This is a genomic window from Litoribacterium kuwaitense (assembly GCF_011058155.1).
GTDB classification, from domain to species: domain Bacteria; phylum Bacillota; class Bacilli; order Bacillales; family DSM-28697; genus Litoribacterium; species Litoribacterium kuwaitense.
The window spans coordinates 1-21,192 of sequence record NZ_JAALFC010000026.1; the positions used below are offsets into that span (position 1 = coordinate 1).

Sequence of the window (21,192 nt, forward strand, 5' to 3'; positions counted from 1 at the left end):
GTTGATAGGTCGGGGGTGGACGCGTGGCGACACGTGAAGCTGACCGATACTAATCGATCGAGGCCTTCTCTTCAAAGTCTTTCTTTGTCGGTATCTGGTTTTGAAGGAATGGTTTATATTTTATTTCTCTTGATATCATCACTTTTATGATAAAGACCCCAAGTCAAGGGTCTTTTTTGCCTTTATATGACACATTTTTTACACGCCCGCCCGTTTCGGGAGAAGAATAATGTTGTTGTTTTTTGTTCAAATCTCTCTAAAGTCAAACACGCCCGCCCTTTTTGGGCATACTATGAAAATACAATACTTTAAGAATAGTCAGCACAGTGTATCTTTTTGTGTAAATTGGGAAAGCTGTTGTTGGGAGGTGATTGTATGGAGAAGTATAAAGGCGTGTGTGTGGTGTGTGAGGAACAAAAGCAACGTGGCATTTATGTATATCATCGATTTATTTGTACCACATGCGAGCAAAGAATTTTAAATACTCCACCTGAAGATCCGAGTTATTCGCAGCTCGTTCAAAAATTAAAAGATGCTTCGGCGTCAACGATGTCAACATGAAAAGCCAGCGCAAAATCTGTTGACAAACACTTACATCTGTCGTTGCTCGTCTTCTCATGAATTAAAGGATCTATTCGCGTTTTCGCTTGCCTTCGCTTAGCTTGATAAGCATTTTTAAGCCAGGCCGAACGTTGGAGTTGGAATCGTTGCTAAGCGGCCGCATAATAAGTGTAGACAAAAGCAAGAATGGCCTTTGCTTTGTCTGCAACTAAAGTCAGTGCAAAACTGGCTTTTTTTTAATGAATACATATTTTCAGCATGTCATTTTAGCTGGAGAAGATCAGCAAGAACAAACAGAAGGTTCACTGTCCTATCGTTTACTGGTAGATGCTTTACGCTTTCAACGTGGGCAAAAGGGCTTGGGACTGTTATAATAAAAGTAAAGAAAGCGTGTCATTGATGAACCAACTTCAGCAGCCTCTTGTAGAAGCTCTAGAAATGCATAGTGCAAAAAATCCAACGAGTTTTCATGTGCCTGGCCATAAAAATGGCGCTCTCTTAGGATCTTTGCCTCAATCTCTTCGTTCTTCTTTGCGTTATGATATGACGGAAATTTCAGGACTAGATGATTTGCACGCGCCTACCGGAGTTATTCAAGATGCGCAGGCGTTACTTACAGATTTTTTTCGGACGAGACAAAGTTTCTTTCTTGTTGGTGGGAGTACTGCCGGAAATTTAGCAATGATTCTTGCCTGCTGTAGCCCGGGGATTTAGTATATGTGCAACGAAATGCACATCAGTCAGTGTTTCATGCGCTAGAGCTTGCTGGATGTCGCCCAGTGTTAGTTCCTGTAGAGGTGGATGATGAAACGGGCAAAGCTACTGGTGTTACATTAGCGGGTATAGAAGAGGCTTTTGCTTGTTTTCCAGGGGGGAAAGCTTTAATTGTCATGACCCCGAACTATTATGGGAAAGCGATTGATTTAACGGATATTGGTCGCCTTGCTCGTCAACACGGTGTGCCTTTACTCGTAGATGAAGCTCATGGTGTTCACTTTAGACTTGGGCATCCTTTTCCTCCTTCAGCGTTAGATATGGGGGCTGATATTGTCGTTCATTCTGCGCATAAAATGTTGCCAGCAATGACGATGGGGGCCTATCTCCATGTAACTGAGAGTAGCCTTGTTGCTGTATCTCATGTTGCTCGTGCCTTACGTATGTTGCAATCATCAAGTCCCTCATATGTGATTATGGCTTCTTTAGATGCTGCCCGTCATTATTTAGCTACTTGGACAAGCAGTCATGCCATAGCGCTGCAGCGGGAGATCCACCAAGTTGTGAAAGACTTGCAGGCTGTGCCAGGTCTGGCTGTAAAGGCACCGATGGAACCTCCTTATGATCCTTTGAAAATTCTTCTGCAAGCCAAAGGATTTGCTGGGAAAGCTTTTCAAAATGCGTTAGAAAAAGAAGGTATTTTCCCAGAGTTTGCAGAAGGACGAGATGTCTTGCTCATCTGTGGACTTGAGATTCAGTGGACAGCGTGCTCTCTCTTAGAAGGGATCCAGCGCGCTTTGCAATCACTGACAGCAGAGGATTATAGTGACGTTAATTTGCAGCCGATGATGCATTCAAGCGCCATATGTTTTCCATATAGTTATCATGATTTGAAGGGAATAAGGGAAGTGCGTGTGCCCTTCCACGAAGCTGAAGGTCGGATAGCCGCAGGTCAGGTGACCCCTTATCCGCCGGGTATTCCTTGGCTAATTCGAGGGGAGCCGATTCAAAAAAAGCATGTAGAAAGTCTTCAGAGCCTGATGGACGTTGATTATCCATTGCAGGGCGATGGGTTAGATATGACTCAAAAGCTGTTAGTGTTTGATATGTAAAGGGAGTTTGCCATATGAAAGGATTATTTGTGACGTTTGAGGGTCCGGACGGGTCTGGAAAAAGCACGCAAATTCAGCTATTGCATAACGTATTAGAACAAAAAAATATTCCACACATTGTTACGCGTGAACCCGGGGGAACCTCAATCGGGAATGCGGTTCGTCACATATTGCTTGATCCATCTTATGATGAAATGTCAAGAGAGACAGAAGTGTTGCTGTATGCAGCGTCCAGAGCCCAGCATGTTAGTGAAACCATCCTTCCTGCGTTACGAGCAGGGAAAGTCGTTCTTTGTGACCGTTTTGTTGATGCGTCGATTGCCTATCAAGGAGCTGGCGCTGAAGAAATGCTCCCTGACCTTCGCAAGATTAATCACTTTGCTACGCAAGGACTTACGCCAGATCGGACATACATGCTGATGTTATCGGCAGAAGAGGGCAAACGTCGGCTTCATCAACGTAGCGGCGAGTCACTTGATCGTATTGAGTTAAAGGATTTGACTTATCATCAACAGGTTTTCCAAATGTTTGCGTCGATCACACAAGCAGACCAAGAGCGTGTCGTACGTATTGATGCATCGCAAAACATTGATATTGTGCAACAACGTGTGGAGGAAGATTTCCTGCGTTTATTAACATCCTTATCAAGGGAGTGGGTCGAATGAAATTAATTATGGCCGTCATTCAGGATGATGACAGTAACCGTCTTATGGAAGCACTTGTGGAAAATGGTTTCCGAGCTACGAAGCTTGCGAGTACTGGTGGTTTTTTACGTTCTGGTAATACAACGTTTATGATCGGTGTGGAAGATGATAAAGTGAATGAAGCGTTGCGTGTCATACGCGACAATTGTAAGTCTAGAGATCAGTTTATGTCACCTGTTTCACCAATGGGTGGACACGCGGATTCATACGTTCCGTATCCCATTGAAATTGAAGTCGGTGGTGCCACGGTTTTTGTGCTACCTATTGAAACTTTTAAACAGTATTAAAGGGTTGCGAGAGGAGCCATGCCAATGATGACTTGGGAGGACCTCAAGCAAGATCAACCAAGAGTGAGTAAGGTTCTTGATCAGAGCTTGTTGCATCAACGTGTCGCTCATGCCTACATTTTTACAGGACCAGATGGGACACGTATAGACGAAGCAGCGCTTTTGTTTGCCCAACGAATGCTCTGTAGGAGCCATCAGCCTGAGTCGCCGTGTGGCGAATGTTCAGAATGTCGACGTGTTCTTTCTGGGAACCACCCTGACGTGCACGATGTTCGTCCAGATGGGGCGTCCATTAAAATTGATCAAATTCGTGCTTTGCAAAAAGAATTTTCATATACAAGTATGGAAGCAGGTATAAAGGTATATTTTGTACATGAAGCCCATCTTTTGACAGTACAGGCAGCAAACAGTTTGTTGAAATTTTTGGAAGAGCCTGAGCGCAATACGGTCGCTATTCTATTGACATCAAGACCGTCTAGTTTACTGGAAACGATTCTTTCGCGTTGCCAAATGTTGACCTTTCAGCCGTTATCGAGAGAGGCTTTACTTCAAAAGCTTCACGGAGAGGGCATCAGTAAAGCGAAAGCAGCGCTGTTGTCTTCACTTACGCAAGATCCGTCAACGGCACTTGCGTGGGCTGAGGATGAGTGGTTTGCAACTGCGCGAAATGTAGTGATACAATTAAATAAGGCATTGGTGGATCAACCTAGAGAAACCTTGCCTATTGTCCAAGAGGACTGGCTGAACGTTTTGAAGGATACGGATCATCCAGCGCTGCTGTTCGATATCCTTCTTTTATGGCATAGAGATATATTAATGGTACAAACAGGTGAAACAGAGCGTTTGAGCTTTCCAGACCAGCAAGATGTGCTTCATCGTCAACATCTTCAACAGTCAAAGCGTAAAACAGCTGACCAGGTCGCTGTAATTCTTGAAACCAGAAGGAATTTAGATGTGAATGCGAACATTCCTTTGCTCCTTGAGCAAATGGCATTTCGGTTGCAGGAGGGATAGCGGTTGTATGCTGTCGTAGGGGTTCGGTTTAAAAAAGCCGGAAAGCTTTATTATTTTGATCCGCAGGGATTTGACATAAAAAAAGGGCAATATGTGATTGTAGAGACAGCTCGTGGCATCGAATATGGAAAGGTAGACATTGCTGACAGAGAAGTCGACCAGCATGATGTCGTTCTTCCATTAAAAAAGGTGTTGCGGATTGCGACGGATGCGGATATTGATGCAGTGGCACAAAATAAAAGTGCCGCCAAAGAAGCTTATGACGTCGGAGTGCAGAAAATCGAGGAGCATACCCTTGATATGAAGCTTGTCGATGTGGAATATACATTTGACCGCAACAAAGTCATTTTTTACTTCACAGCCGATGGCCGTATCGATTTTCGCGATCTTGTCAAAGACTTGGCGTCTGTGTTTCGGACTCGCATTGAGCTTCGTCAAATCGGTGTAAGGGATGAGGCGAAGATGCTAGGAGGTATCGGTCCGTGTGGTCGTATGCTATGCTGTTCAACATTTCTCGCCGATTTTGAGCCAGTTTCGATTAAAATGGCTAAAGATCAAAACTTGTCACTTAATCCGACGAAGATTTCTGGATTGTGTGGGCGGTTGATGTGCTGTCTAAAGTATGAAAATGATGAATATGAGCAGGCAAAACGAGAATTGCCGGATGTTGGCCAAGTGTTAAAAACGAGCCTTGGGCAAGGCCGCGTGACTGGATTAAATATGTTGGAGCGCCTCGTTCAGATTGAGTTAAGGGAAGAAGAGAAAACGGTTGAGTATTCTCTAGAGGAATTGGTGGCTGAAGGAGCCGTGTCCAACGAAGTTGCTGACAGATGAGGTGGGACTGTTGGAAAAAAAAGAAGTTTTTGACCGTGTCAGCCATATGGAAGAGCAAATCGGTCAATTGTACATGCAGCTGGGTGATTTGAAGCAACATATCGCTGCGCTCCTTGAGGAAAACCAGCACTTAACTATGGAGAATGATCATCTTCGGCAGCGACTGGAAAAGACCGTAGAAGCTGAAAAGCCTTCGCCAGCGAAAAAAAAGACGCGAACTTGGGATATTGGTGAGGGTTATGATAATTTGGCTCGGCTGTACCAGGAAGGTTTTCATATATGTAATCTCCACTATGGAAGTGTTCGAAAAGAAGGAGACTGCCTGTTCTGTTTGTCCATTTTGAACAAAAAATAGCAGTACATTTTGACCTGTCAAGAGCCGCCTTTCTTAAATGTAGAGGCAGGACTTTCTTTACAGGTCTGTTTTTTATCGTTTTCTGACAGAAGACTCCCACATTAAGGAATGTGTAGGACTTTCCCATGAGTAATTGGGAGATGAATGCCGGTTAGACGTAATTCAAAAAGCTGTCTCTTTTTTGCGCTAGGATATCATCAGTCTAATACAAAAGAAAGGCTGATATTTGGCTGAAATTAGATGGTCATAATCAGCAGTGTTCTTGATGTACTCCCACCTTGTATTCGTTGTGACATACCGTAGAAATGTTTTTGACAACGACATGTCTGACTATGCAAATGATATGTTTGTAAAGTGAGGCAAGAAATACAACATATCATTAGTTGAATGGCATCATAATTATGACCATATTCACATTCTATTTAAAGCACATCCAAACACTGAATGATCAAAGTTCATTAATGCTTACAAGAGTGCAAGTTCTCGAATGATTAAAAAGGACTTTCCACAAGTAAGCGAATGCAAGAACAGACGACTTGCAAAAAATCTCGACTGAAATCATCAAAAACCACGATGTCATCGCTATTGAAGTTAGCTAAAGCCATCAGTGAAGCATCATGGTCACAATTTAGAACCATACTTGAGTACAAAGCCAAATGGTATGGTAAGCAAGTCGTTGCTGCATCAAAAGCATTTGCTTCCAGTCAACTTTGCTCGTGCTGTGGCTACCAAAATAAAGACGTTAAGAATCTCAACCTTCGTGAGTGGGATTGCCCTTCTTGTGGTACGCATCACAATCGAGATATTAACGCAGGACAAAATCTTAAAAACGAAGCGATAAGGCTTCTAACCGTAGGAACTACGGGGATAGCCTCATCAATAACTGGCGGTTACGCTCGTGTTCTTAGGAATCTCCCACTTTAAACAGCTTAAGTGGAGGTAGTTCAAGCGGATGACGAATATATGATACGATGTAATGTTTGATCATAAGAGGAGTAACGATATGTACCAAGCCGATGAACGCGTTGATTATTTACCTGGTAGTGAGTTGAAGATTATTCAAAGTCCGCATTTCTTTAATTTTTCTTTAGATGCGGTGTTACTTGCTCGATTTGCTTATGTTCCCATTCAAAAAGGGCGGCTTGTCGATCTTTGTACAGGCACAGGGGCTGTACCATTGTTATTAAGTGAACGGACGAAAGGTGATTTAACTGCTGTTGATATTCAAGAACCACTTGTTGAGATGGCGAAGCGTAGTGTGAAATTAAATCATTTGGATAAACGCATAGATGTGATTGACGCAGATGTGAAAAGTATTACGTCTCGTCTAGGCCACGGCGGCTTTGATATCGTCACTTGTAATCCGCCTTATTTTCCTGTATCTGCACAAGCTAATCATAATGAGAATGACCACTTAACCATCGCTCGTCATGAAGTTTCGTGTACATTAGATGACGTTACCCGTGCAGCGGCACAGTTGTTGCGTGCAGGTGGAAAGTTTGCAATGGTGCATCGTCCAGAACGTCTCGTAGAAATTCTTTTAAGTATGAAAGAGATGCGGCTTGAGCCGAAGCGGATGCAATTTGTCTATCCACGAATGGGGAAAGAAGCTAATACGTTGCTGATTGAAGGGATTAAAAATGGGAAGCCTGGGCTTGTCACCTTGCCGCCTTTATACATTTATGAAGGTGAGGAATATACGAGGGAGGCACGACAACAAATTTATGGATGCTAAGGGGCATTACGTCTATATGATTGAATGTGGAGATGGATCGCTTTATACAGGATATGCTGTTGATGTCAAGGCACGCCTTGCTCGTCATCGTGCTGGAAAGGGCGCAAAATATACACGTGGGCGTGGTCCATTCATTTTACGATACGAGGAAAGGCTAGCAACATGTCGTGACGCGTTACGCCGAGAAATTGAACTGAAGTCTTGGTCCAAGGCGAAAAAATGGGAATTAATTCGTGCATGGGAGAGCAGGAGGGAAGCAGATGGACATATTGCAACAAGGGACGCTATATCTTGTGGCCACTCCGATCGGTAATTTAGAAGATATGACCTTCCGCGCGGTGCGCATCTTGTCAGAGGTGGATGTCATTGCAGCAGAGGATACACGGGTGACACAAAAGCTATGTCGTCATTATGAGATAAGAACGCCGCTTACGAGCTATCATGAGCACAATAAAGAAGAGAGTGGGCAGGTGCTCCTAGAACGGATCAAAGAAGGCGAGAATGTGGCTCTCGTATCAGATGCAGGCACGCCGGCGGTTTCAGATCCAGGGTATGAGCTTGTTGTCGCTGCCGTCCGTGAAGGGATTCCGGTTGTTCCGATCCCTGGTGCGAACGCTGCAATTACTGCGCTTATTGCTTCAGCTTCGCCAACAGATTCATTTGGCTTTGTCGGATTTTTACCTCGAAAGTCGAAGGAAAAGAAGGATCGTATGAAAGAAGTCGCCGCCTGGGGAATGACATGGGTGTTTTATGAGTCACCGCACCGCGTAAAAGACACGTTAACGGCGTTAAACGAGACTTTTTCAGAGTGTCAAGTGACTGTAGCGCGCGAGCTTACCAAGAAATTTGAAACGTTTCATCGCGGCACGCCTACCGAGCTTTTACAGTACTTTGATGAACATGCGCCACGTGGAGAATGTTGCTTCGTTGTTAATGGATGCGTTGCATCAGCTAAGGAAGATGAATTATGGTGGGAAGGTCTGTCAATTTATGACCATGTAAAAACATATGTGGCTAAAGGTGAGACAGACAAGACGGCGATCAAGCGAGCTGCTGTAGACCGTCAGATGGCGAAGCGGGAAGTATACGGTGCTTACCATGTCACGACGAGTAAGTATTTAAAAATAATCAAAAAAAACAACACCTGAGTGGCTCGGGTGTTGTGCTCTTTTTGCTTTAATTATTGGTGAGTTGGTTTTTTAACTCTTCTAACACTTTTTCAGCGCCTTCATGACTTAGAACGATCTTGCCACCAGCAATTGAAAAATTTTGCTCTGAAACTTCACCAGTGACTTGACAGGTCATCGTTGGCTTATATTTCTTTAGGATGATGCGGTCGTCATCTACATAAATCTCCAAAGCGTCTTTTTCAGCAATTTCAAGTGTGCGACGAAGCTCAATCGGAATTACGACCCGTCCTAGCTCGTCAACCTTTCTTACAATCCCCGTAGATTTCAATTGAAATAATCTCCTTCCCTTGTTCAAAGTTCCATTTTCGTCATGTTTCGACATTTTATTTTTGTGTTTACATCGTACCAGTCTTTCCCAAACACGTCAACGTTTTTCGACGTGCTAAATTATCACGCCATAATTGGAAACTAAAACAAAAATATTCTCCTTTTCTTTACCCTGCTGAAAAGGTCTTAAACGTTAAATGGAAATCATTTGGAATGATATGTGACATCATTCGACAAACACAATATCGTTATGCACGTGAGTATATATTTTAGAAGAAAACTAAAACTAGAAAAGAATGGAATCCCACGGCGCACTCCTTTTTATAAGGTAGAGACAGTCGTGAGAAGTCGTGTTAGCATAGAAATGGAACCGATATGACGGAGGAGGAAAAGGTAGTGTCTAGTCAAAAAACATTTTATTTAACGACACCCATTTATTATCCAAGCGGTAAACTTCACATAGGGCATGCCTATACCACTGTGGCAGGAGATGCGATCGCTCGTTATAAGCGCATGCGTGGATATGATGTCATGTATTTAACAGGGACCGATGAGCACGGTCAAAAAATACAACGAAAAGCGGAAGAACAAGGGGTCGCCCCGCTAACATATTTAGATGGTATGATTGAAGGTATTCAAGACCTTTGGAAAAAGCTCGACATTACTTATGATGATTTTATCCGAACGACAGAGCCGAGGCATCGTCAAGTCGTAGAAGCCGTTTTTCAGCGTTTAATGGACCAAGGCGATATTTATTTAGATGAATACGAAGGCTGGTATTCTGTTCCTGATGAAACGTATTATGCAGAGCACGAATTAATCGATGGAAAAAGCCCGGACAGCGGTCATGAAGTTGAGCTTGTTAAAGAAGAATGTTATTTCTTTAAACTGAGCAAATATGCGGATCGTTTGCTTGCATATTATGACCAAAATCCAGATTTTATCCAGCCAGCCTCCATTAAACAAGAGATGATTAACAACTTTATTAAGCCAGGACTGGAAGATTTGGCAGTATCGAGGACGTCTTTTGATTGGGGGGTAAAAGTACCTGAGAATCCTAAGCACGTCGTGTACGTTTGGATCGATGCTTTATTTAATTACATTTCTGCGTTAGGGTACGGGTCAGAGCATGGTGAGAAGTACAAAAAATATTGGCCAGCAGATGTGCATTTGGTCGGTAAGGATATCGCGCGTTTCCATACTGTTTACTGGCCGATCATGCTCATGGCTTTAGACCTTCCTCTTCCTAAAAAGGTTTTTGCGCACGGCTGGTTTTTAATGAAAGATGGAAAGATGTCTAAGTCAAAAGGAAATGTCATTGATCCCGTGTCTTTGATGGATCGTTATGGCTTAGATACGTTCCGCTATTATTTATTGCGGGAGGTTCCTTTTGGTTCAGACGGTGTATTTACACCAGAAGGGTTTATCGATCGTGTCAATTATGATTTGGCGAACGACCTTGGAAATTTATTGAATCGTACGATTGCGATGATTCATAAGTATGAAGGTGGCGTCTTGCCTGTAGTCAACAGACTAGTCAACGAAACAGATCACGATGTAGAGCAAATGGCTGAAAATACTGTCCGTGCGTATGAGGAAGCGATGGACAAGTTCGAATTTTCCGTAGCGCTTTCATCGGTATGGGAGTTTGTTCGTCGTACGAATAAATATATTGACGAGACAATGCCATGGGCACTTGCAAAAGATGAAAGCAAAAAGGAGCAGCTGCAATCGACGTTGTATCATTTAGCTGAATCGTTACGAATGATTTCAATTATGCTCGAGCCCTTCTTTACAACTGCTTCGGTCGAAATGAGACGACAGCTCGGCTGTACGGATGATTCGTTAAGCACTTGGTCGTCGTTGGAGCGCTTTGGCGCGATTCAATCTTCTATAACTGTACAAAAAGCGAAGCCAATCTTCCCTCGTTTAGACAAAGACGTAGAAATTGAAAATATTCTTAGTGATATGAGGGCAAACGCCCCTAAAAAAGAGGAAACATCAGTTTCTGAAGCTGAAAAAGTTGAACGAAGTGAGTCCATTGGGATTGAAGATTTTCGCAAGGTAGAGCTTCGGGTTGCCGAAGTGTTGAAGGCGGAGCCGGTGAAAAAAGCGGATAAATTATTGAAGCTCCAATTGGATTTAGGTTTTGAGACAAGACAGGTCGTTTCAGGCATTGCCAAGCATTACTCAGTGGCAGATTTAGAAGGGAAAAAAGTGATCTGTGTTTGCAATTTGGAACCTGTAAAGCTGCGTGGTGAGCTGTCTCAAGGGATGATTCTTGCAGGAGAAGAAAACGGTGTGCTATCCTTGGCAACATTGGATCAAAACCTTCCAAACGGAACAGTTATTTCCTAAACGAAACAAGTGTATTTTTTCTGCTGTACAGATCTTGCGATTGATCTGTACAGCAGCTTTTTTTAATGGAAATTGTGGGATGGGGAAAGTTGGGTGCTGTCTCAAAAAAAGACTTGGTAAAGGTGCTGTTGGAAAGCAGAAATCCCCTGACTCGTGAAATGTGGGAATCCATTTCTCGGTCAGGTGATGTTCTGTCCTGCGATTCAAAGCGTGCACCGCTCCGCTTTTCTTATTGTCTAGCTGCGTGACGCTGAATCTGCGGAGCAGAAATCCCCTGACTCGTGAAATGTGGGAATCCATTTCTCGGTCAGGTGATGTTCTGTCCTGCGATTCAAAGCATGCGTCACTCCGCTTTTCTGTATTGTCTAGCTGCGGGGTGCAGAAACTGCGAAGCAGAAATCCTTTGTCTTGAGAAATGAAAGAGCCATTTCTCAGCCAAATGATGTTCTGTTCTGCGTTTCTAAGCGTGCACCACTCCGCTTTTCTTTATTGTCTAGCTGTGGCTCGCTGAAGTTCCGGAGCAGAAATCTCTTGTCTTGAGAAATGTGGGAATCCATTTCTCAGCCAAGCGATGTTCTGTCCTGCACTTCAAAGCGTACTCGCCGTCGCTTTTCTGTATTTGTAACTAAAATGAAATTTTTGTGAAAGGGTCTTGAAACGTTTGTGTGCTAGACTAACTCAGAATTGTTGGAGGGAATGTGATGAAGTTATTTGATACGCATACTCACTTGAATGTGGATCAATTCTTGGAAGATCGCGATGAGGTTTTCTTGAGAGCTCGCGAAGCGGGTGTCGAGAAAATGGTGGTTGTTGGCTTTGACCGTGAAACGATTCGTAGTGCACTTTCGTTTAGTGAAATGCACGAGTCTGTTTATGTGGCGGTTGGTTGGCATCCTGTTGACGCGATCGATTTTGTGCAGGAGGATTTTCAGTGGCTTGACACATTGGCTTCCCATGACAAAGTGGTGGCTTTAGGTGAGATGGGTCTTGATTATTATTGGGACAAGTCACCAAAGGCGATTCAAAAAGAAGTTTTTGCCCGACAAATTCAGCTGGCAAAGAAGCACAAGCTACCGATCATCATTCATAATCGGGATGCAACGAGGGACGTTGTCGATGTGCTTAAGGCAGAAAATGCCGCAGAGGTTGGTGGAATCATGCACTGCTTTGCGGGGGATGAAGACGTCGCTCGGGAATGTCTGGACATGAATTTTTATATCTCTCTTGGTGGTCCAGTGACGTTTAAAAATGCGAAGCTACCGAAAGAGGTGGCTAAGATAGTGCCGTCTGATCGTCTTTTGATTGAAACAGATTGTCCATTTTTAGCTCCGCATCCATACCGAGGAAAGCGGAATGAACCAGCGTATGTCCGTTTGATTGCTGAGCAAATTGCTGAGCTGAGAAATGAATCTGTTGAAAAAATTGCCCAACAAACGTACGACAATGCATGTCGTTTGTTCGGAATTTCTGAATAAATTTTTTGTCGTTTGCGACAAGATCAAAGTTACTTATCGTCAAGGTCGACAAAACCCTTGATATGTCAACACGGAGCCGCCTTTTTTGTCGAGCGGTTTTCCTTTTACAAATGCTCTCGTCCTCTTATAATGTGACGTACAATTCGTGACATGGGCACTTGACATTGCGGGAGGACCTGCTTATAATCACTCCGTGTTAAAGGAGGCGTGTGAAAGCATGTCAGATAAAATTCGGAATGTAATGAGTACCCCATCATTAAAAAAGACGCTTTTTGTTAGCATTTTGTCTATCATCGCGTTTTTGTCGATCTTTTCTCTTCTCATGTTTGAAGTGACGAAATCGTCCGTTGTTTTGAACAAGGATGGAGAAAAAGTAACTTTGCGTACTCATGCATCAACTGTGGAAGAAGTGCTTGAGCAAGCATCTATACAGCCGAAAGAGCAAGATATTCTTGTCCCCTCAAAAAATACAAAGGTGTTTAATGAGATGCGTGTCGTGTGGCAGCCAGCTCATAAAGTCACTGTGTTAGAGGATGGCAAGGAGGTCGATGAAATCTGGACGACAGCGGCTACTGTAGGTGATTTGCTGGAGCGCGATGCGTTGCCCATCGGTGAAAACGATAAGGTCAGTGTTTCTGCTGATACGCCGCTAAACGAATTGAATAATGAGATTGCGATAGAGAAAGCCTTTGCTGTCAATGTGCAAATTGGTGGGAAAAAGGAAAAAGAAGTGATGACGACTTCGACTACGGTCGCTGATTTTTTACGTGACCAGAATATTGCTTTAGAAAAGCATGATAAAGTAGAGCCAGCGCTAGACGAAATGCTTTCTAAGGAGGACAATGTTCAAATCACTCGTGTAGAAAAAGTCACCGATGTAGTGGAAGAAAACACGGGTTTGCCACAGTTACAAAAAATGACAAGTCCCTTCCGCAGGGAACGAAGAAAGTGAAGCAATATGGAGCGTCACGAATTGTAGAAAAGCATTATGAAGTGACCTTGGAAAATGGCAAGGAAGTTTCTCGTACATTGGTAGAGGAGAACGTCGTAAAGAAAGGCCAGGATAAAATCGTTGCGCTTGGCAGTAAGGCCCCTGTGATAGTTGCCTCAGCCGATCCTGTTTCTAGCCAGCCTTCACGAGGAAGCTCCTCTGGAGGAAAAGAGATTTATGTGAAGAGCACCGCGTATACCGCCTATTGTACAGGGTGCTCGGGGAAAACAGCTACCGGATATGATTTACGAGCCAATCCTGATGCGAAAGTTATTGCAGTCGATCCTAACGTCATTCCTTTGGGAACGAAAGTGTATGTTGAAGGTTATGGAGAAGCTGTTGCTGCCGATACTGGCTCTGCAATCAAAGGAAATCGTATTGATGTATTTTTCCCAAGCAAACAAAAAGCCTATTCTTGGGGTGTTAAAAACTTAAAGGTTCGCATTCTAGAGTAGTGTTTGTTAAATGTTGCGATTGAGGTCCAGCTGAGAGGCTGGGCTTTTTTAATTGAATGTTCTACGTGCGAAATCGTGGTTTGTTTATACAATATCCAGTTTTGAGGGATTTTAATCCTAACTTTCATTTACGGACGCTCCGAGGTTCATCCGTCGCTTTTCTTTTGAATGGAAGCCCCGTATAATATACGGGGCATTGGGTGGACGATTCGTTATATAGACGGTTTACAAATCGAAAAAGTTTCACTTTCGGAGGAATTTTTTTTGAAAATCAAAGAAATGATTGTTGTTGAGGGAAAATCAGATACACAGGCCATCCAGCGTGCGGTGGAGGCTGATACCATTGAGACAAATGGTTCGGCGCTTTCTGAAGAAGTGCTTACACGTATAGAGCGTGCGCAGGAGGTTAGGGGCATCATCGTCTTAACGGATCCTGATTATCCAGGCCAGCGGATTCGTCAAATGATTTCTCAAAGAGTGCCGATGGCTAAACATGCGTTTATCGATCAAAAGGACGCCCGTGCAAGTGCTCATCAAAGCCTGGGCGTTGAGCATGCGACACGAGAAGCCATTCGGACGGCTCTACGTCATGTTGCGGAACCGTCGCCTTTATCCGAGCAGACGACTGAGCCAATTACATGGGCTGATTTTGTGCGAGCTGGCATGGTCGGGGGAGATCGTGGCAGGAAGCGAAGAGCGCGGTTAGGACAGCTTCTGCACCTCGGATACGCAAATGGGAAGCAGATGTACCAACGCCTGATTCAGTTTCATATTACTGCAGAAGAATTTTACAAGGCAGTAGAGCAAATTCAATTAGAGGAGACTAGGGATGCCTAAAGATATTGCAACCTACACACGAACCCAAGACATTTTAAAGCGTCATGGGTTTTCTTTTAAAAAAAGCTTAGGTCAGAACTTTTTAATTGACCCCAATATTTTGCATAGCATTACGAAGGCGGCAGAGCTGTCTAAGGACGATGCGGTCATTGAGATTGGCCCTGGGATTGGCGCATTGACTGAGCACCTTGCACGAACAGCAGGTCAGATCGTTGCTTATGAAATTGACAACAGGCTGCTACCGATCTTAGATGAAACACTTCAGCCGTATGACAATGTTGAAGTGATCCATGAGGATATTTTAGAAGCGGATGTATTGAAGATGATTACAGAAAAGCTGTCTTCCTATAAAACGATTAAAGTTGTTGCTAATTTGCCATATTACGTCACGACGCCTATTGTGATGAAGCTTCTCCAAGCTCGGCTTCCATTAGATTGTCTTGTTATTATGCTCCAGAAAGAAGTAGGCGAGCGGATGGTTGCTTCTCCAGGATCGAAGGCGTACGGCTCTTTATCAATTGCTGTTCAGTATTATACAGACGTGCATGTTGCTTTAAAGGTGCCTAAAACGGTATTCGTCCCAGCGCCACAGGTCGATTCGGTCGTGCTCCGTTTAGATCGAAAACTAGAGCCTCCAGTCACGATTCGTGATGAAAACTTTTTCTTCACGGTCGTACGCACAGCTTTTGCCAAGCGTCGAAAAACGCTATTAAACAATTTAATATCATTGTCTGTGCCGAACGGCCTTCCTGCGCTTTCAAAGGCTGACGTACAGGACACTTTAGCGCTGGGAGCGATTGATGGTAGCCGTCGAGCAGAAACGCTCTCTATTGCGGAGTTTGCCCAGCTTTCTAATCTTCTGTATGAGCGCTTCAGGCCATAATCACGATTTTCCAATGCCGTCATAGACTAATGTGGAAGTCATTGGACGGTAGGGGGAGTGGGATGCAATTGCAAGTCGGTGAGATTGTTGCGCGAATTTCATATAACAAAGATCTCCTTTTTCGGGTGGTGGGCATAAAAAATGATCCACCTGTAGCTGATCTTCTTGGAGAAGAGATTCGGTTAATGGCTGATGCCCCTTTACACGATTTAGAGCGAGTGGACGAACGAGAGAAGCAAGAAAAGCGTCATTATTTTGCAGAAAAAGCGAAAATGTCCTATCGCCTTTTTCGACAGGATCATTTGTTTCAACATGAAAAAAATCAGCAACGCATGAGATCTGCGTGTGAGACAAAACCCTTTCGGATGCCTGGAAAGGTACTTCATTTGGATGGTGACCCTGTCTATTTACAGAAATGTATGAAGCTATATGAAAAGCTTGAAGTTCCTGTATACAGTGTCCATATCAAGGAAGAAGAGATGCCAGATAAGATTACAGGACTGTTAGAATTGGCCAGACCCGATATTCTCGTCATCACTGGTCATGATGCATACGTGAAAAGTAAGGGAGAAAAAAGCGAGTTAAAAGCTTATCGCAACTCAAGATATTTTGCCAAAACGGTGTACGAGGCGCGACGACGTATGCCTCATTTAGATCAGCTCGCTATTTTTGCAGGTGCTTGTCAGTCGCATTTTGAATCGTTAATCCGAGCTGGGGCGAATTATGCTTCGTCACCTGGGCGAGTGAACATTCATGCGCTTGATCCTGTGTATGTCGTTGCCAAGCTCAGCTTCACCTCGTTTACGGAGCAGGTGAATACGTGGGACGTTTTAAAAAACACATTAAGCGGTGAGAAAGGACTTGGCGGTGTTGAAAGTCGCGGTTTATTAAGGCTGGGGCTTCCATATTCACCTTCTGAAAGTTTTTCGTAAAGCAACAAAATGATAGAGCTACACATATTTTTCTCAGCACTGGATAAATTAAATAAATAAAATCCGCAAAAATAAGTATAAATCTGTTGACACTTTAGCGGCGCCCTTGATATAATGTTAAATTTATTTTGACTTAGTTAGGGGGTTGTGGTATACTAAATCCAGTGAGGTGGTTGTGAGTGGGAAAAACGTTGACGGACATCAAAAGAACTTTGGATGGCCATCTAGGGCAGCGGCTCGTATTGAAGGCAAATGGAGGTCGCAGAAAAACAGTTGAACGCGCAGGAATCCTTGCTGAAACTTACCCATCAGTTTTTATTGTTGAGTTGGATCAGGAAGAGAATTCGTTTGAACGCGTTTCTTACAGCTACGCAGATGTTCTTACTGAAACAGTAGAGCTTATGTTCTTTGAAGACAATCAAGAAAAACTATCGTTGAGCGGGCAGTAGACATTTGTTTGCTGCTTTTTTCTTTGGTTTTTTAACATACTATCCTTTGCGGTGAAACATACTAATGATGCTGTTCACCAAAGGGGGTTTTTCGATTGGGAAGAAAAAGAGGCGTTATGTCTCCGGAGTTTAAAGAAGAGCTAGCAAAAGAGCTTGGTTTTTACGATACTGTCCAAAAAGAAGGATGGGGAGGCATAAAGGCTAGAGAAGCTGGCTCAATGACGAAGCGAGCGATCGAAATGGCCGAGGCCTATCTTGCTAAAGAAAAAAACAACCGTTAATTTGGAAGCAGTACGCCGGGGATTCCCGGCGTTTTTATTTTTTAGTAAGAGATCAATGAAGACGTGCTTCGTCTGATGAACAAGGCGACACAAAACTCTTCGTAATTTTTAATTGATTGGTACAGGCAGAGCGGATTTTTATGATAAAATAGCGAAAGGTTATAAAGTACGATGCAGTTCGTTTGTTGGTTAGTGGAGGTGACATTGTGAAGCTGTTTATGAAAGCCCCAGCTAAAATTAATCTATCCTTGGATGTTTTGCATAAACGGCCAGATGGGTATCATGAAGTGAAGATGGTGATGACGACCGTTGATTTAGCTGATCGGATTGAATTAATCGAAGGGACGTCTGATCAAATCGTGTTAACTTCACAGCACCAATTTGTGCCAAATGACGAAAGGAATTTAGCATTTCGGGCAGCCAAGCTGTTAAAAGAGCGCTTTTCTATTCAAGAAGGTGTGCACATCGTATTGCACAAGCGAATTCCTGTAGCCGCTGGATTGGCAGGAGGAAGCAGTGACGCTGCAGCTGTGTTGCGGGGACTGAATCGGTTATGGAAGTTAAAATTGTCTTTATCGGAGTTAGCTGAGCTTGGTGCAGAAATTGGCTCAGACGTGTCGTTTTGTGTTCATGGGGGAACAGCATTAGCGACAGGTCGAGGTGAGGTCATTACGCCGTTACCGCCACCCCCTTCGTGTTGGGTCGTGCTCGCCAAGCCAGTCATCGGTGTATCGACAGGCGATGTGTACGGCAAGCTGCAAATTGATCGCATCAAGCATCCGGATGTCGAAGGAATGATGGATGCCTTGTACCGCCAAGATTATGATCAAATATGTGCGCTCCTTGGTAATGTGCTCGAGCCGGTGACGATGAGCATGTATCCGCAAGTTGCTTTGATCAAAGAGCAGATGCAGCGATTTGGGGCAGATGCTGTTTTAATGAGTGGGAGTGGTCCAACGGTCTACGCATTAGTTCAGCATGAATCCCGAATGCATCGTTTATATAACGGATTACGTGGTTTTTGTGACCAAGTGTACACCATTCGTATGGATGGCGAGCCACACTTAACTTGATGAAACACGTATGAATTGATACAATTTGGATTAAATATTCGGTTTTTTGGAGGTTGTGCGATGAAGTTCAGGCGCAGCGGTCGGCTTGTTGATATGACGCATTATTTACTTCAGCATCCACGCCAGCTTACGTCTTTGACTTTTTTGCGGAGAGGTATGATGCAGCTAAATCCTCCATTAGTGAGGATCTCGCCCTCGTAAAAAAGACGTTTGAGGATCAAGGTATTGGCTCCTTGCATACAGTTCCGGGAGCTTCTGGTGGCGTCAAGTATATGCCTGTTTTTCAACAGAAGGAGGCCGCTTCTGTTGTGAAAGAGATCACCGAGAGGCTGACGGAGGCGAATCGGATTCTCCCAGGGAATTATTTATATTTGGCCGATCTTTTAGGCGATACAAATTTAATTCATCGTGCAGCTCGCCTGTTTGCAGCTCATTTCGCGGCCGAGTCTGTGGACGTTGTCATGACTGTTGCGACAAAAGGGATTCCTTTAGCTTACGCAGTTGCTCATCATTTAGGGGTCCCAGTGGTTATTGTTCGTCGGGATAGTAAAGTCACTGAAGGGTCGACGGTATCGATTAATTATGTGTCAGGATCTACCAATCGCATTCAGTCAATGGTATTGGCGAAGCGTAGTTTACAGGAAGGTAGTCGGGTGCTGATCATCGATGATTTTATGAAGGCTGGCGGAACAATTAAAGGCATGATTAGTATGATAGAAGAATTTCAATCTCAACTTGTCGGTATTGGTGTACTTATTGAAGCAGAAGGGGAAGGAAAAGTACGGTTGGTCGATGAATATGTTTCTTTAGTGCGGTTGCTTGATGTTAATGCTGAGTCAGACCATATTCAAGTAAGTCGAGGCACGCTCTTTGAAGCAACATCTAAAAAGGAGGAATAAGCATTATGAAACCTGTTTATACAAAAGCAGCGCCGGAAGCCATTGGACCGTATTCTCAAGGGATCGTCGTGAACAACTTGTTTTATAGCTCCGGTCAAATTCCACTCACTGCTGAAGGTGAGCTTGTAGAAGGTGATGTGGTTGCGCAAACACATCAAGTGTTTAAAAACCTCGAGGCTGTACTGGACGCTGCAGGCGCATCGCTATCTTCTGTCGTTAAAGCGACAGTCTTCTTGAGTGATATGAATCATTTTCCGGATGTGAATGACGTGTACGGCTCTTATTTTAAAGATCATCAGCCAGCACGATCATGTGTAGAAGTTGCAAGGCTTCCAAAGGATGTCCAAGTTGAAATCGAAGTCATTGCCCTCGTAACAAATGCATAAAACATGGACAACTCCTTTACGCCTAAACAGGTGGAAAAGGAGTTTTTTAATGTTTTTAGTAGGATTTATTAAGTATTCTTTTTCCTAAAGCGTAAATCATTAGGAAAAATTTTTTTTGGAGGAAGGATTTCAGAATATTGTGTTGAATAATTGGGAATAAGTCTTTTTACAGGGAAAAGGTGGTGACATAAAGTGGAAGTGACAGACGTTAGATTACGCCGCGTGAATACCGAGGGACGAATGAGAGCGATTGCATCCATCACACTCGATCACGAATTTGTTGTTCATGATATTCGTGTTATTGATGGGAACAATGGTCTTTTTGTTGCCATGCCAAGCAAGCGGACACCTGATGGGGAGTTCAGAGACATTGCTCATCCAATTAACTCGAATACTCGTGGAAAGATCCAAGATGCAGTTTTAGCTGAATATCACAAAGCAGGAGCCATTGAAGAAGAATATGAAGAAGCTGGTGCTTCTTAATGCGATAGTAGAGGGCAACCCAAAGGAGAATAACTCCTTAGGGTAGCTCTCTTTTTTATCGTTAGGACATTAAGCGGTCTCATTTTCAATATAAGCCTTTTCGTTGAGAAGCTCTTCAACCGTGACAAAATCATAGTCGGTGGAGAGGTCTTGTAATAACTGATCCAAGGCTTTGACAGTATTCTGCAGGTCTTGTGACAATTCGCCGCCGTCGTGCATGAGAATGATGGCACCTGGCTCAATGTCTTTCTTTACAGTGGCGACGATGTCGTCCGCTGGCCTTTCCTTCCAATCCTCCGTGTCAATTGACCATAAAATGATCTTTTTGTCTGCTGCTTGGAGGGAGGTAACAGTTTCTATCGTTAATTCTCCAAAAGGTGGCCTGAAAAATAGCGGTGTTTTTTGCACGGCGTTAAAAATAATGTCGTCTGTATCAACGACCTCCTGTAGCACTTCAGAAGAATCTGTCTTGCTAATTCGAATGTGACTCGTCGTGTGGTTGGCGATCACGTGTCCTTCTTCCTCCATGCGCTGGAGGATGTCTGGATCATTTTTCGCTTTATCACCAATTACAAAAAACGTCCCTTTCGCATCATATTTTTTTAAGACATCAAGGATTTGTGACGTGTAGCGAGGATCGGGTCCGTCATCAAATGTTAGAGCAACGACGGGCTGTGTCGTTTGACTGCCGTTACGAAAAACGGTGTCAGGATACAAGGCGGAAAAATCAATTTGTGCAGCTGTCGATTCCTTTGGAAAATAACTGAACGTGAGTGACGTGATCGTCAATATAACGAGCGCTATACTGATGAGTGACCGTACTTTTTTTTGAGGTCTCCCTCTCATTGGCTTTCTTCTCCTTTCCTTGAAAACAAGGGCTTTTTAAGATATAGTTTTATTGATTAGATACCCATATT

25 protein-coding genes and 4 pseudogenes are annotated in these 21,192 nt (G+C 43.7%); 27 read left to right on the plus strand and 2 right to left on the minus strand.

Annotated features, from left to right (window positions below):
* Positions 1-375 precede the first annotated feature (375 nt).
* The 14 genes and pseudogenes from G4V62_RS12730 (at position 376) to rsmI (ending at position 8,464) form a co-directional block, all read left to right on the plus strand.
* Positions 376-561 carry a sigma factor G inhibitor Gin gene (locus G4V62_RS12730; protein WP_165202799.1) on the plus strand — a complete coding sequence of 62 codons (186 nt, stop codon included), beginning with the start codon at positions 376-378 and terminating at the stop codon, positions 559-561.
* A gap of 239 nt (positions 562-800) precedes the next feature.
* Positions 801-935 carry a hypothetical protein gene (locus G4V62_RS20345; RefSeq protein WP_281359521.1) on the plus strand — a complete coding sequence of 45 codons (135 nt, stop codon included), beginning with the start codon at positions 801-803 and terminating at the stop codon, positions 933-935.
* Positions 936-999: 64 nt separating this feature from the next.
* A pseudogene (locus G4V62_RS19960) lies at positions 1,000-1,820 on the plus strand (aminotransferase class I/II-fold pyridoxal phosphate-dependent enzyme); the annotation flags it as partial.
* A 303-nt stretch (positions 1,821-2,123) separates the two neighbouring features.
* Entirely contained in the window at positions 2,124-2,387 is a 264-nt protein-coding gene (locus G4V62_RS19965) for an Orn/Lys/Arg family decarboxylase (RefSeq protein WP_246218436.1), read from the plus strand.
* Positions 2,388-2,401: 14 nt separating this feature from the next.
* On the plus strand, positions 2,402-3,052 hold the full coding sequence (gene tmk / locus G4V62_RS12745; RefSeq protein WP_165202805.1) for a dTMP kinase: 651 nt from the start codon (positions 2,402-2,404) through the stop codon (positions 3,050-3,052).
* Positions 3,049-3,378 (plus strand): cyclic di-AMP receptor DarA, encoded by a 330-nt coding sequence (gene darA / locus G4V62_RS12750; protein ID WP_165202807.1) that lies wholly within the window; start codon positions 3,049-3,051, stop codon positions 3,376-3,378. The genes tmk and darA overlap by 4 nt, the downstream gene beginning before the upstream one ends.
* Positions 3,379-3,402: 24 nt before the next feature.
* Positions 3,403-4,392, plus strand: a complete 990-nt coding sequence (gene holB / locus G4V62_RS12755; protein WP_165202809.1) for a DNA polymerase III subunit delta' — start codon at positions 3,403-3,405, stop codon at positions 4,390-4,392.
* Positions 4,393-4,395: 3 nt separating this feature from the next.
* Positions 4,396-5,226 carry a PSP1 domain-containing protein gene (locus tag G4V62_RS12760; RefSeq protein ID WP_165202811.1) on the plus strand — a complete coding sequence of 277 codons (831 nt, stop codon included), beginning with the start codon at positions 4,396-4,398 and terminating at the stop codon, positions 5,224-5,226.
* A gap of 10 nt (positions 5,227-5,236) precedes the next feature.
* Positions 5,237-5,581: a DNA replication initiation control protein YabA gene (gene yabA / locus G4V62_RS12765; RefSeq protein WP_165202813.1), complete on the plus strand. Its 345-nt coding sequence runs from the start codon at positions 5,237-5,239 to the stop codon at positions 5,579-5,581.
* 230 nt (positions 5,582-5,811) lie between these two features.
* Positions 5,812-6,101 (plus strand): annotated as a pseudogene (tnpA, locus tag G4V62_RS12770) (IS200/IS605 family transposase); the annotation flags it as partial.
* Positions 6,097-6,505, plus strand: a pseudogene (locus G4V62_RS12775) (RNA-guided endonuclease TnpB family protein); the annotation flags it as partial. The pseudogenes tnpA and G4V62_RS12775, both read left to right, overlap by 5 nt.
* A gap of 79 nt (positions 6,506-6,584) precedes the next feature.
* Positions 6,585-7,316 carry a tRNA1(Val) (adenine(37)-N6)-methyltransferase gene (locus G4V62_RS12780; protein WP_165202815.1) on the plus strand — a complete coding sequence of 244 codons (732 nt, stop codon included), beginning with the start codon at positions 6,585-6,587 and terminating at the stop codon, positions 7,314-7,316.
* Entirely contained in the window at positions 7,306-7,629 is a 324-nt protein-coding gene (locus tag G4V62_RS12785; protein ID WP_165202817.1) for a GIY-YIG nuclease family protein, read from the plus strand. Before G4V62_RS12780 ends, G4V62_RS12785 begins: the two co-directional genes overlap by 11 nt.
* Positions 7,577-8,464, plus strand: a complete 888-nt coding sequence (gene rsmI, locus G4V62_RS12790) for a 16S rRNA (cytidine(1402)-2'-O)-methyltransferase (protein ID WP_165202819.1) — start codon at positions 7,577-7,579, stop codon at positions 8,462-8,464. Before G4V62_RS12785 ends, rsmI begins: the two co-directional genes overlap by 53 nt.
* Before the next feature lie 28 nt (positions 8,465-8,492).
* On the opposite strand, the gene abrB is transcribed toward rsmI, so the two are convergent.
* Positions 8,493-8,774, minus strand: a complete 282-nt coding sequence (gene abrB, locus G4V62_RS12795; RefSeq protein ID WP_165202821.1) for a transition state genes transcriptional regulator AbrB — start codon at positions 8,772-8,774, stop codon at positions 8,493-8,495.
* A 374-nt stretch (positions 8,775-9,148) separates the two neighbouring features.
* Between abrB and metG the strand changes: the two genes are divergently transcribed.
* The 13 genes and pseudogenes from metG (at position 9,149) to spoVG (ending at position 20,275) form a co-directional block, all read left to right on the plus strand.
* A complete protein-coding gene (gene metG / locus G4V62_RS12800; RefSeq protein WP_165202823.1) occupies positions 9,149-11,131 on the plus strand; it encodes a methionine--tRNA ligase in 1,983 nt (660 codons plus the stop codon).
* A gap of 701 nt (positions 11,132-11,832) precedes the next feature.
* Positions 11,833-12,606, plus strand: coding sequence for a TatD family hydrolase (locus G4V62_RS12805; RefSeq protein WP_165202825.1), 774 nt, complete (start codon positions 11,833-11,835; stop codon positions 12,604-12,606).
* A 217-nt stretch (positions 12,607-12,823) separates the two neighbouring features.
* Entirely contained in the window at positions 12,824-13,558 is a 735-nt protein-coding gene (locus G4V62_RS20635; RefSeq protein ID WP_212508775.1) for a ubiquitin-like domain-containing protein, read from the plus strand.
* Positions 13,555-14,052: a 3D domain-containing protein gene (locus G4V62_RS20640; RefSeq protein WP_312855495.1), complete on the plus strand. Its 498-nt coding sequence runs from the start codon at positions 13,555-13,557 to the stop codon at positions 14,050-14,052. The genes G4V62_RS20635 and G4V62_RS20640 overlap by 4 nt, the downstream gene beginning before the upstream one ends.
* A 264-nt stretch (positions 14,053-14,316) precedes the next feature.
* Positions 14,317-14,889: a ribonuclease M5 gene (rnmV, locus tag G4V62_RS12815; RefSeq protein WP_165202827.1), complete on the plus strand. Its 573-nt coding sequence runs from the start codon at positions 14,317-14,319 to the stop codon at positions 14,887-14,889.
* Positions 14,882-15,772: a 16S rRNA (adenine(1518)-N(6)/adenine(1519)-N(6))-dimethyltransferase RsmA gene (gene rsmA, locus G4V62_RS12820; protein ID WP_165202829.1), complete on the plus strand. Its 891-nt coding sequence runs from the start codon at positions 14,882-14,884 to the stop codon at positions 15,770-15,772. The genes rnmV and rsmA overlap by 8 nt, the downstream gene beginning before the upstream one ends.
* Positions 15,773-15,834: 62 nt before the next feature.
* Positions 15,835-16,704 (plus strand): sporulation peptidase YabG, encoded by an 870-nt coding sequence (gene yabG, locus G4V62_RS12825; RefSeq protein WP_165202831.1) that lies wholly within the window; start codon positions 15,835-15,837, stop codon positions 16,702-16,704.
* A gap of 179 nt (positions 16,705-16,883) precedes the next feature.
* Positions 16,884-17,153 carry a biofilm formation stimulator Veg gene (gene veg, locus G4V62_RS12830; protein ID WP_165202833.1) on the plus strand — a complete coding sequence of 90 codons (270 nt, stop codon included), beginning with the start codon at positions 16,884-16,886 and terminating at the stop codon, positions 17,151-17,153.
* Positions 17,154-17,248: 95 nt separating this feature from the next.
* The gene (locus G4V62_RS12835) at positions 17,249-17,434 is read left to right on the plus strand and encodes a small, acid-soluble spore protein, alpha/beta type (RefSeq protein ID WP_165202835.1); all 186 of its coding nucleotides are present in this window, start codon (positions 17,249-17,251) and stop codon (positions 17,432-17,434) included.
* 206 nt (positions 17,435-17,640) lie between these two features.
* Positions 17,641-18,507, plus strand: coding sequence for a 4-(cytidine 5'-diphospho)-2-C-methyl-D-erythritol kinase (gene ispE, locus G4V62_RS12840; RefSeq protein WP_165202837.1), 867 nt, complete (start codon positions 17,641-17,643; stop codon positions 18,505-18,507).
* Positions 18,508-18,567: 60 nt separating this feature from the next.
* Positions 18,568-19,406: pseudogene (gene purR / locus G4V62_RS12845) on the plus strand (pur operon repressor).
* Positions 19,407-19,411: 5 nt separating this feature from the next.
* Positions 19,412-19,792 carry a RidA family protein gene (locus G4V62_RS12850; RefSeq protein WP_165202839.1) on the plus strand — a complete coding sequence of 127 codons (381 nt, stop codon included), beginning with the start codon at positions 19,412-19,414 and terminating at the stop codon, positions 19,790-19,792.
* Positions 19,793-19,984: 192 nt separating this feature from the next.
* Positions 19,985-20,275: a septation regulator SpoVG gene (gene spoVG / locus G4V62_RS12855; protein ID WP_165202841.1), complete on the plus strand. Its 291-nt coding sequence runs from the start codon at positions 19,985-19,987 to the stop codon at positions 20,273-20,275.
* A gap of 69 nt (positions 20,276-20,344) precedes the next feature.
* On the opposite strand, the gene G4V62_RS12860 is transcribed toward spoVG, so the two are convergent.
* Positions 20,345-21,121, minus strand: coding sequence for a polysaccharide deacetylase family protein (locus G4V62_RS12860; RefSeq protein WP_165202843.1), 777 nt, complete (start codon positions 21,119-21,121; stop codon positions 20,345-20,347).
* Between the last annotated feature and the right edge of the window lie 71 nt (positions 21,122-21,192).

Excerpts from the sequence above, each read along its gene's own strand:
- G4V62_RS12730 (WP_165202799.1), top strand. The coding sequence starts at position 376 with ATGGAGAAGTATAAAGGCGTGTGTGTGGTGTGTGAGGAACAAAAGCAA.
- G4V62_RS20345 (WP_281359521.1), top strand. The coding sequence starts at position 801 with ATGAATACATATTTTCAGCATGTCATTTTAGCTGGAGAAGATCAGCAA.
- G4V62_RS19965 (WP_246218436.1), top strand. The coding sequence starts at position 2,124 with ATGCATTCAAGCGCCATATGTTTTCCATATAGTTATCATGATTTGAAG.
- tmk (WP_165202805.1), top strand. The coding sequence starts at position 2,402 with ATGAAAGGATTATTTGTGACGTTTGAGGGTCCGGACGGGTCTGGAAAA.
- darA (WP_165202807.1), top strand. The coding sequence starts at position 3,049 with ATGAAATTAATTATGGCCGTCATTCAGGATGATGACAGTAACCGTCTT.
- holB (WP_165202809.1), top strand. The coding sequence starts at position 3,403 with ATGATGACTTGGGAGGACCTCAAGCAAGATCAACCAAGAGTGAGTAAG.
- G4V62_RS12780 (WP_165202815.1), top strand. The coding sequence starts at position 6,585 with ATGTACCAAGCCGATGAACGCGTTGATTATTTACCTGGTAGTGAGTTG.
- G4V62_RS12785 (WP_165202817.1), top strand. The coding sequence starts at position 7,306 with ATGGATGCTAAGGGGCATTACGTCTATATGATTGAATGTGGAGATGGA.
- rsmI (WP_165202819.1), top strand. The coding sequence starts at position 7,577 with ATGGACATATTGCAACAAGGGACGCTATATCTTGTGGCCACTCCGATC.
- metG (WP_165202823.1), top strand. The coding sequence starts at position 9,149 with ATGACGGAGGAGGAAAAGGTAGTGTCTAGTCAAAAAACATTTTATTTA.
- G4V62_RS12805 (WP_165202825.1), top strand. The coding sequence starts at position 11,833 with ATGAAGTTATTTGATACGCATACTCACTTGAATGTGGATCAATTCTTG.
- G4V62_RS20635 (WP_212508775.1), top strand. The coding sequence starts at position 12,824 with ATGTCAGATAAAATTCGGAATGTAATGAGTACCCCATCATTAAAAAAG.
- rsmA (WP_165202829.1), top strand. The coding sequence starts at position 14,882 with ATGCCTAAAGATATTGCAACCTACACACGAACCCAAGACATTTTAAAG.
- yabG (WP_165202831.1), top strand. The coding sequence starts at position 15,835 with ATGCAATTGCAAGTCGGTGAGATTGTTGCGCGAATTTCATATAACAAA.
- G4V62_RS12850 (WP_165202839.1), top strand. The coding sequence starts at position 19,412 with ATGAAACCTGTTTATACAAAAGCAGCGCCGGAAGCCATTGGACCGTAT.
- G4V62_RS12860 (WP_165202843.1), bottom strand. The coding sequence starts at position 21,121 with ATGAGAGGGAGACCTCAAAAAAAAGTACGGTCACTCATCAGTATAGCG.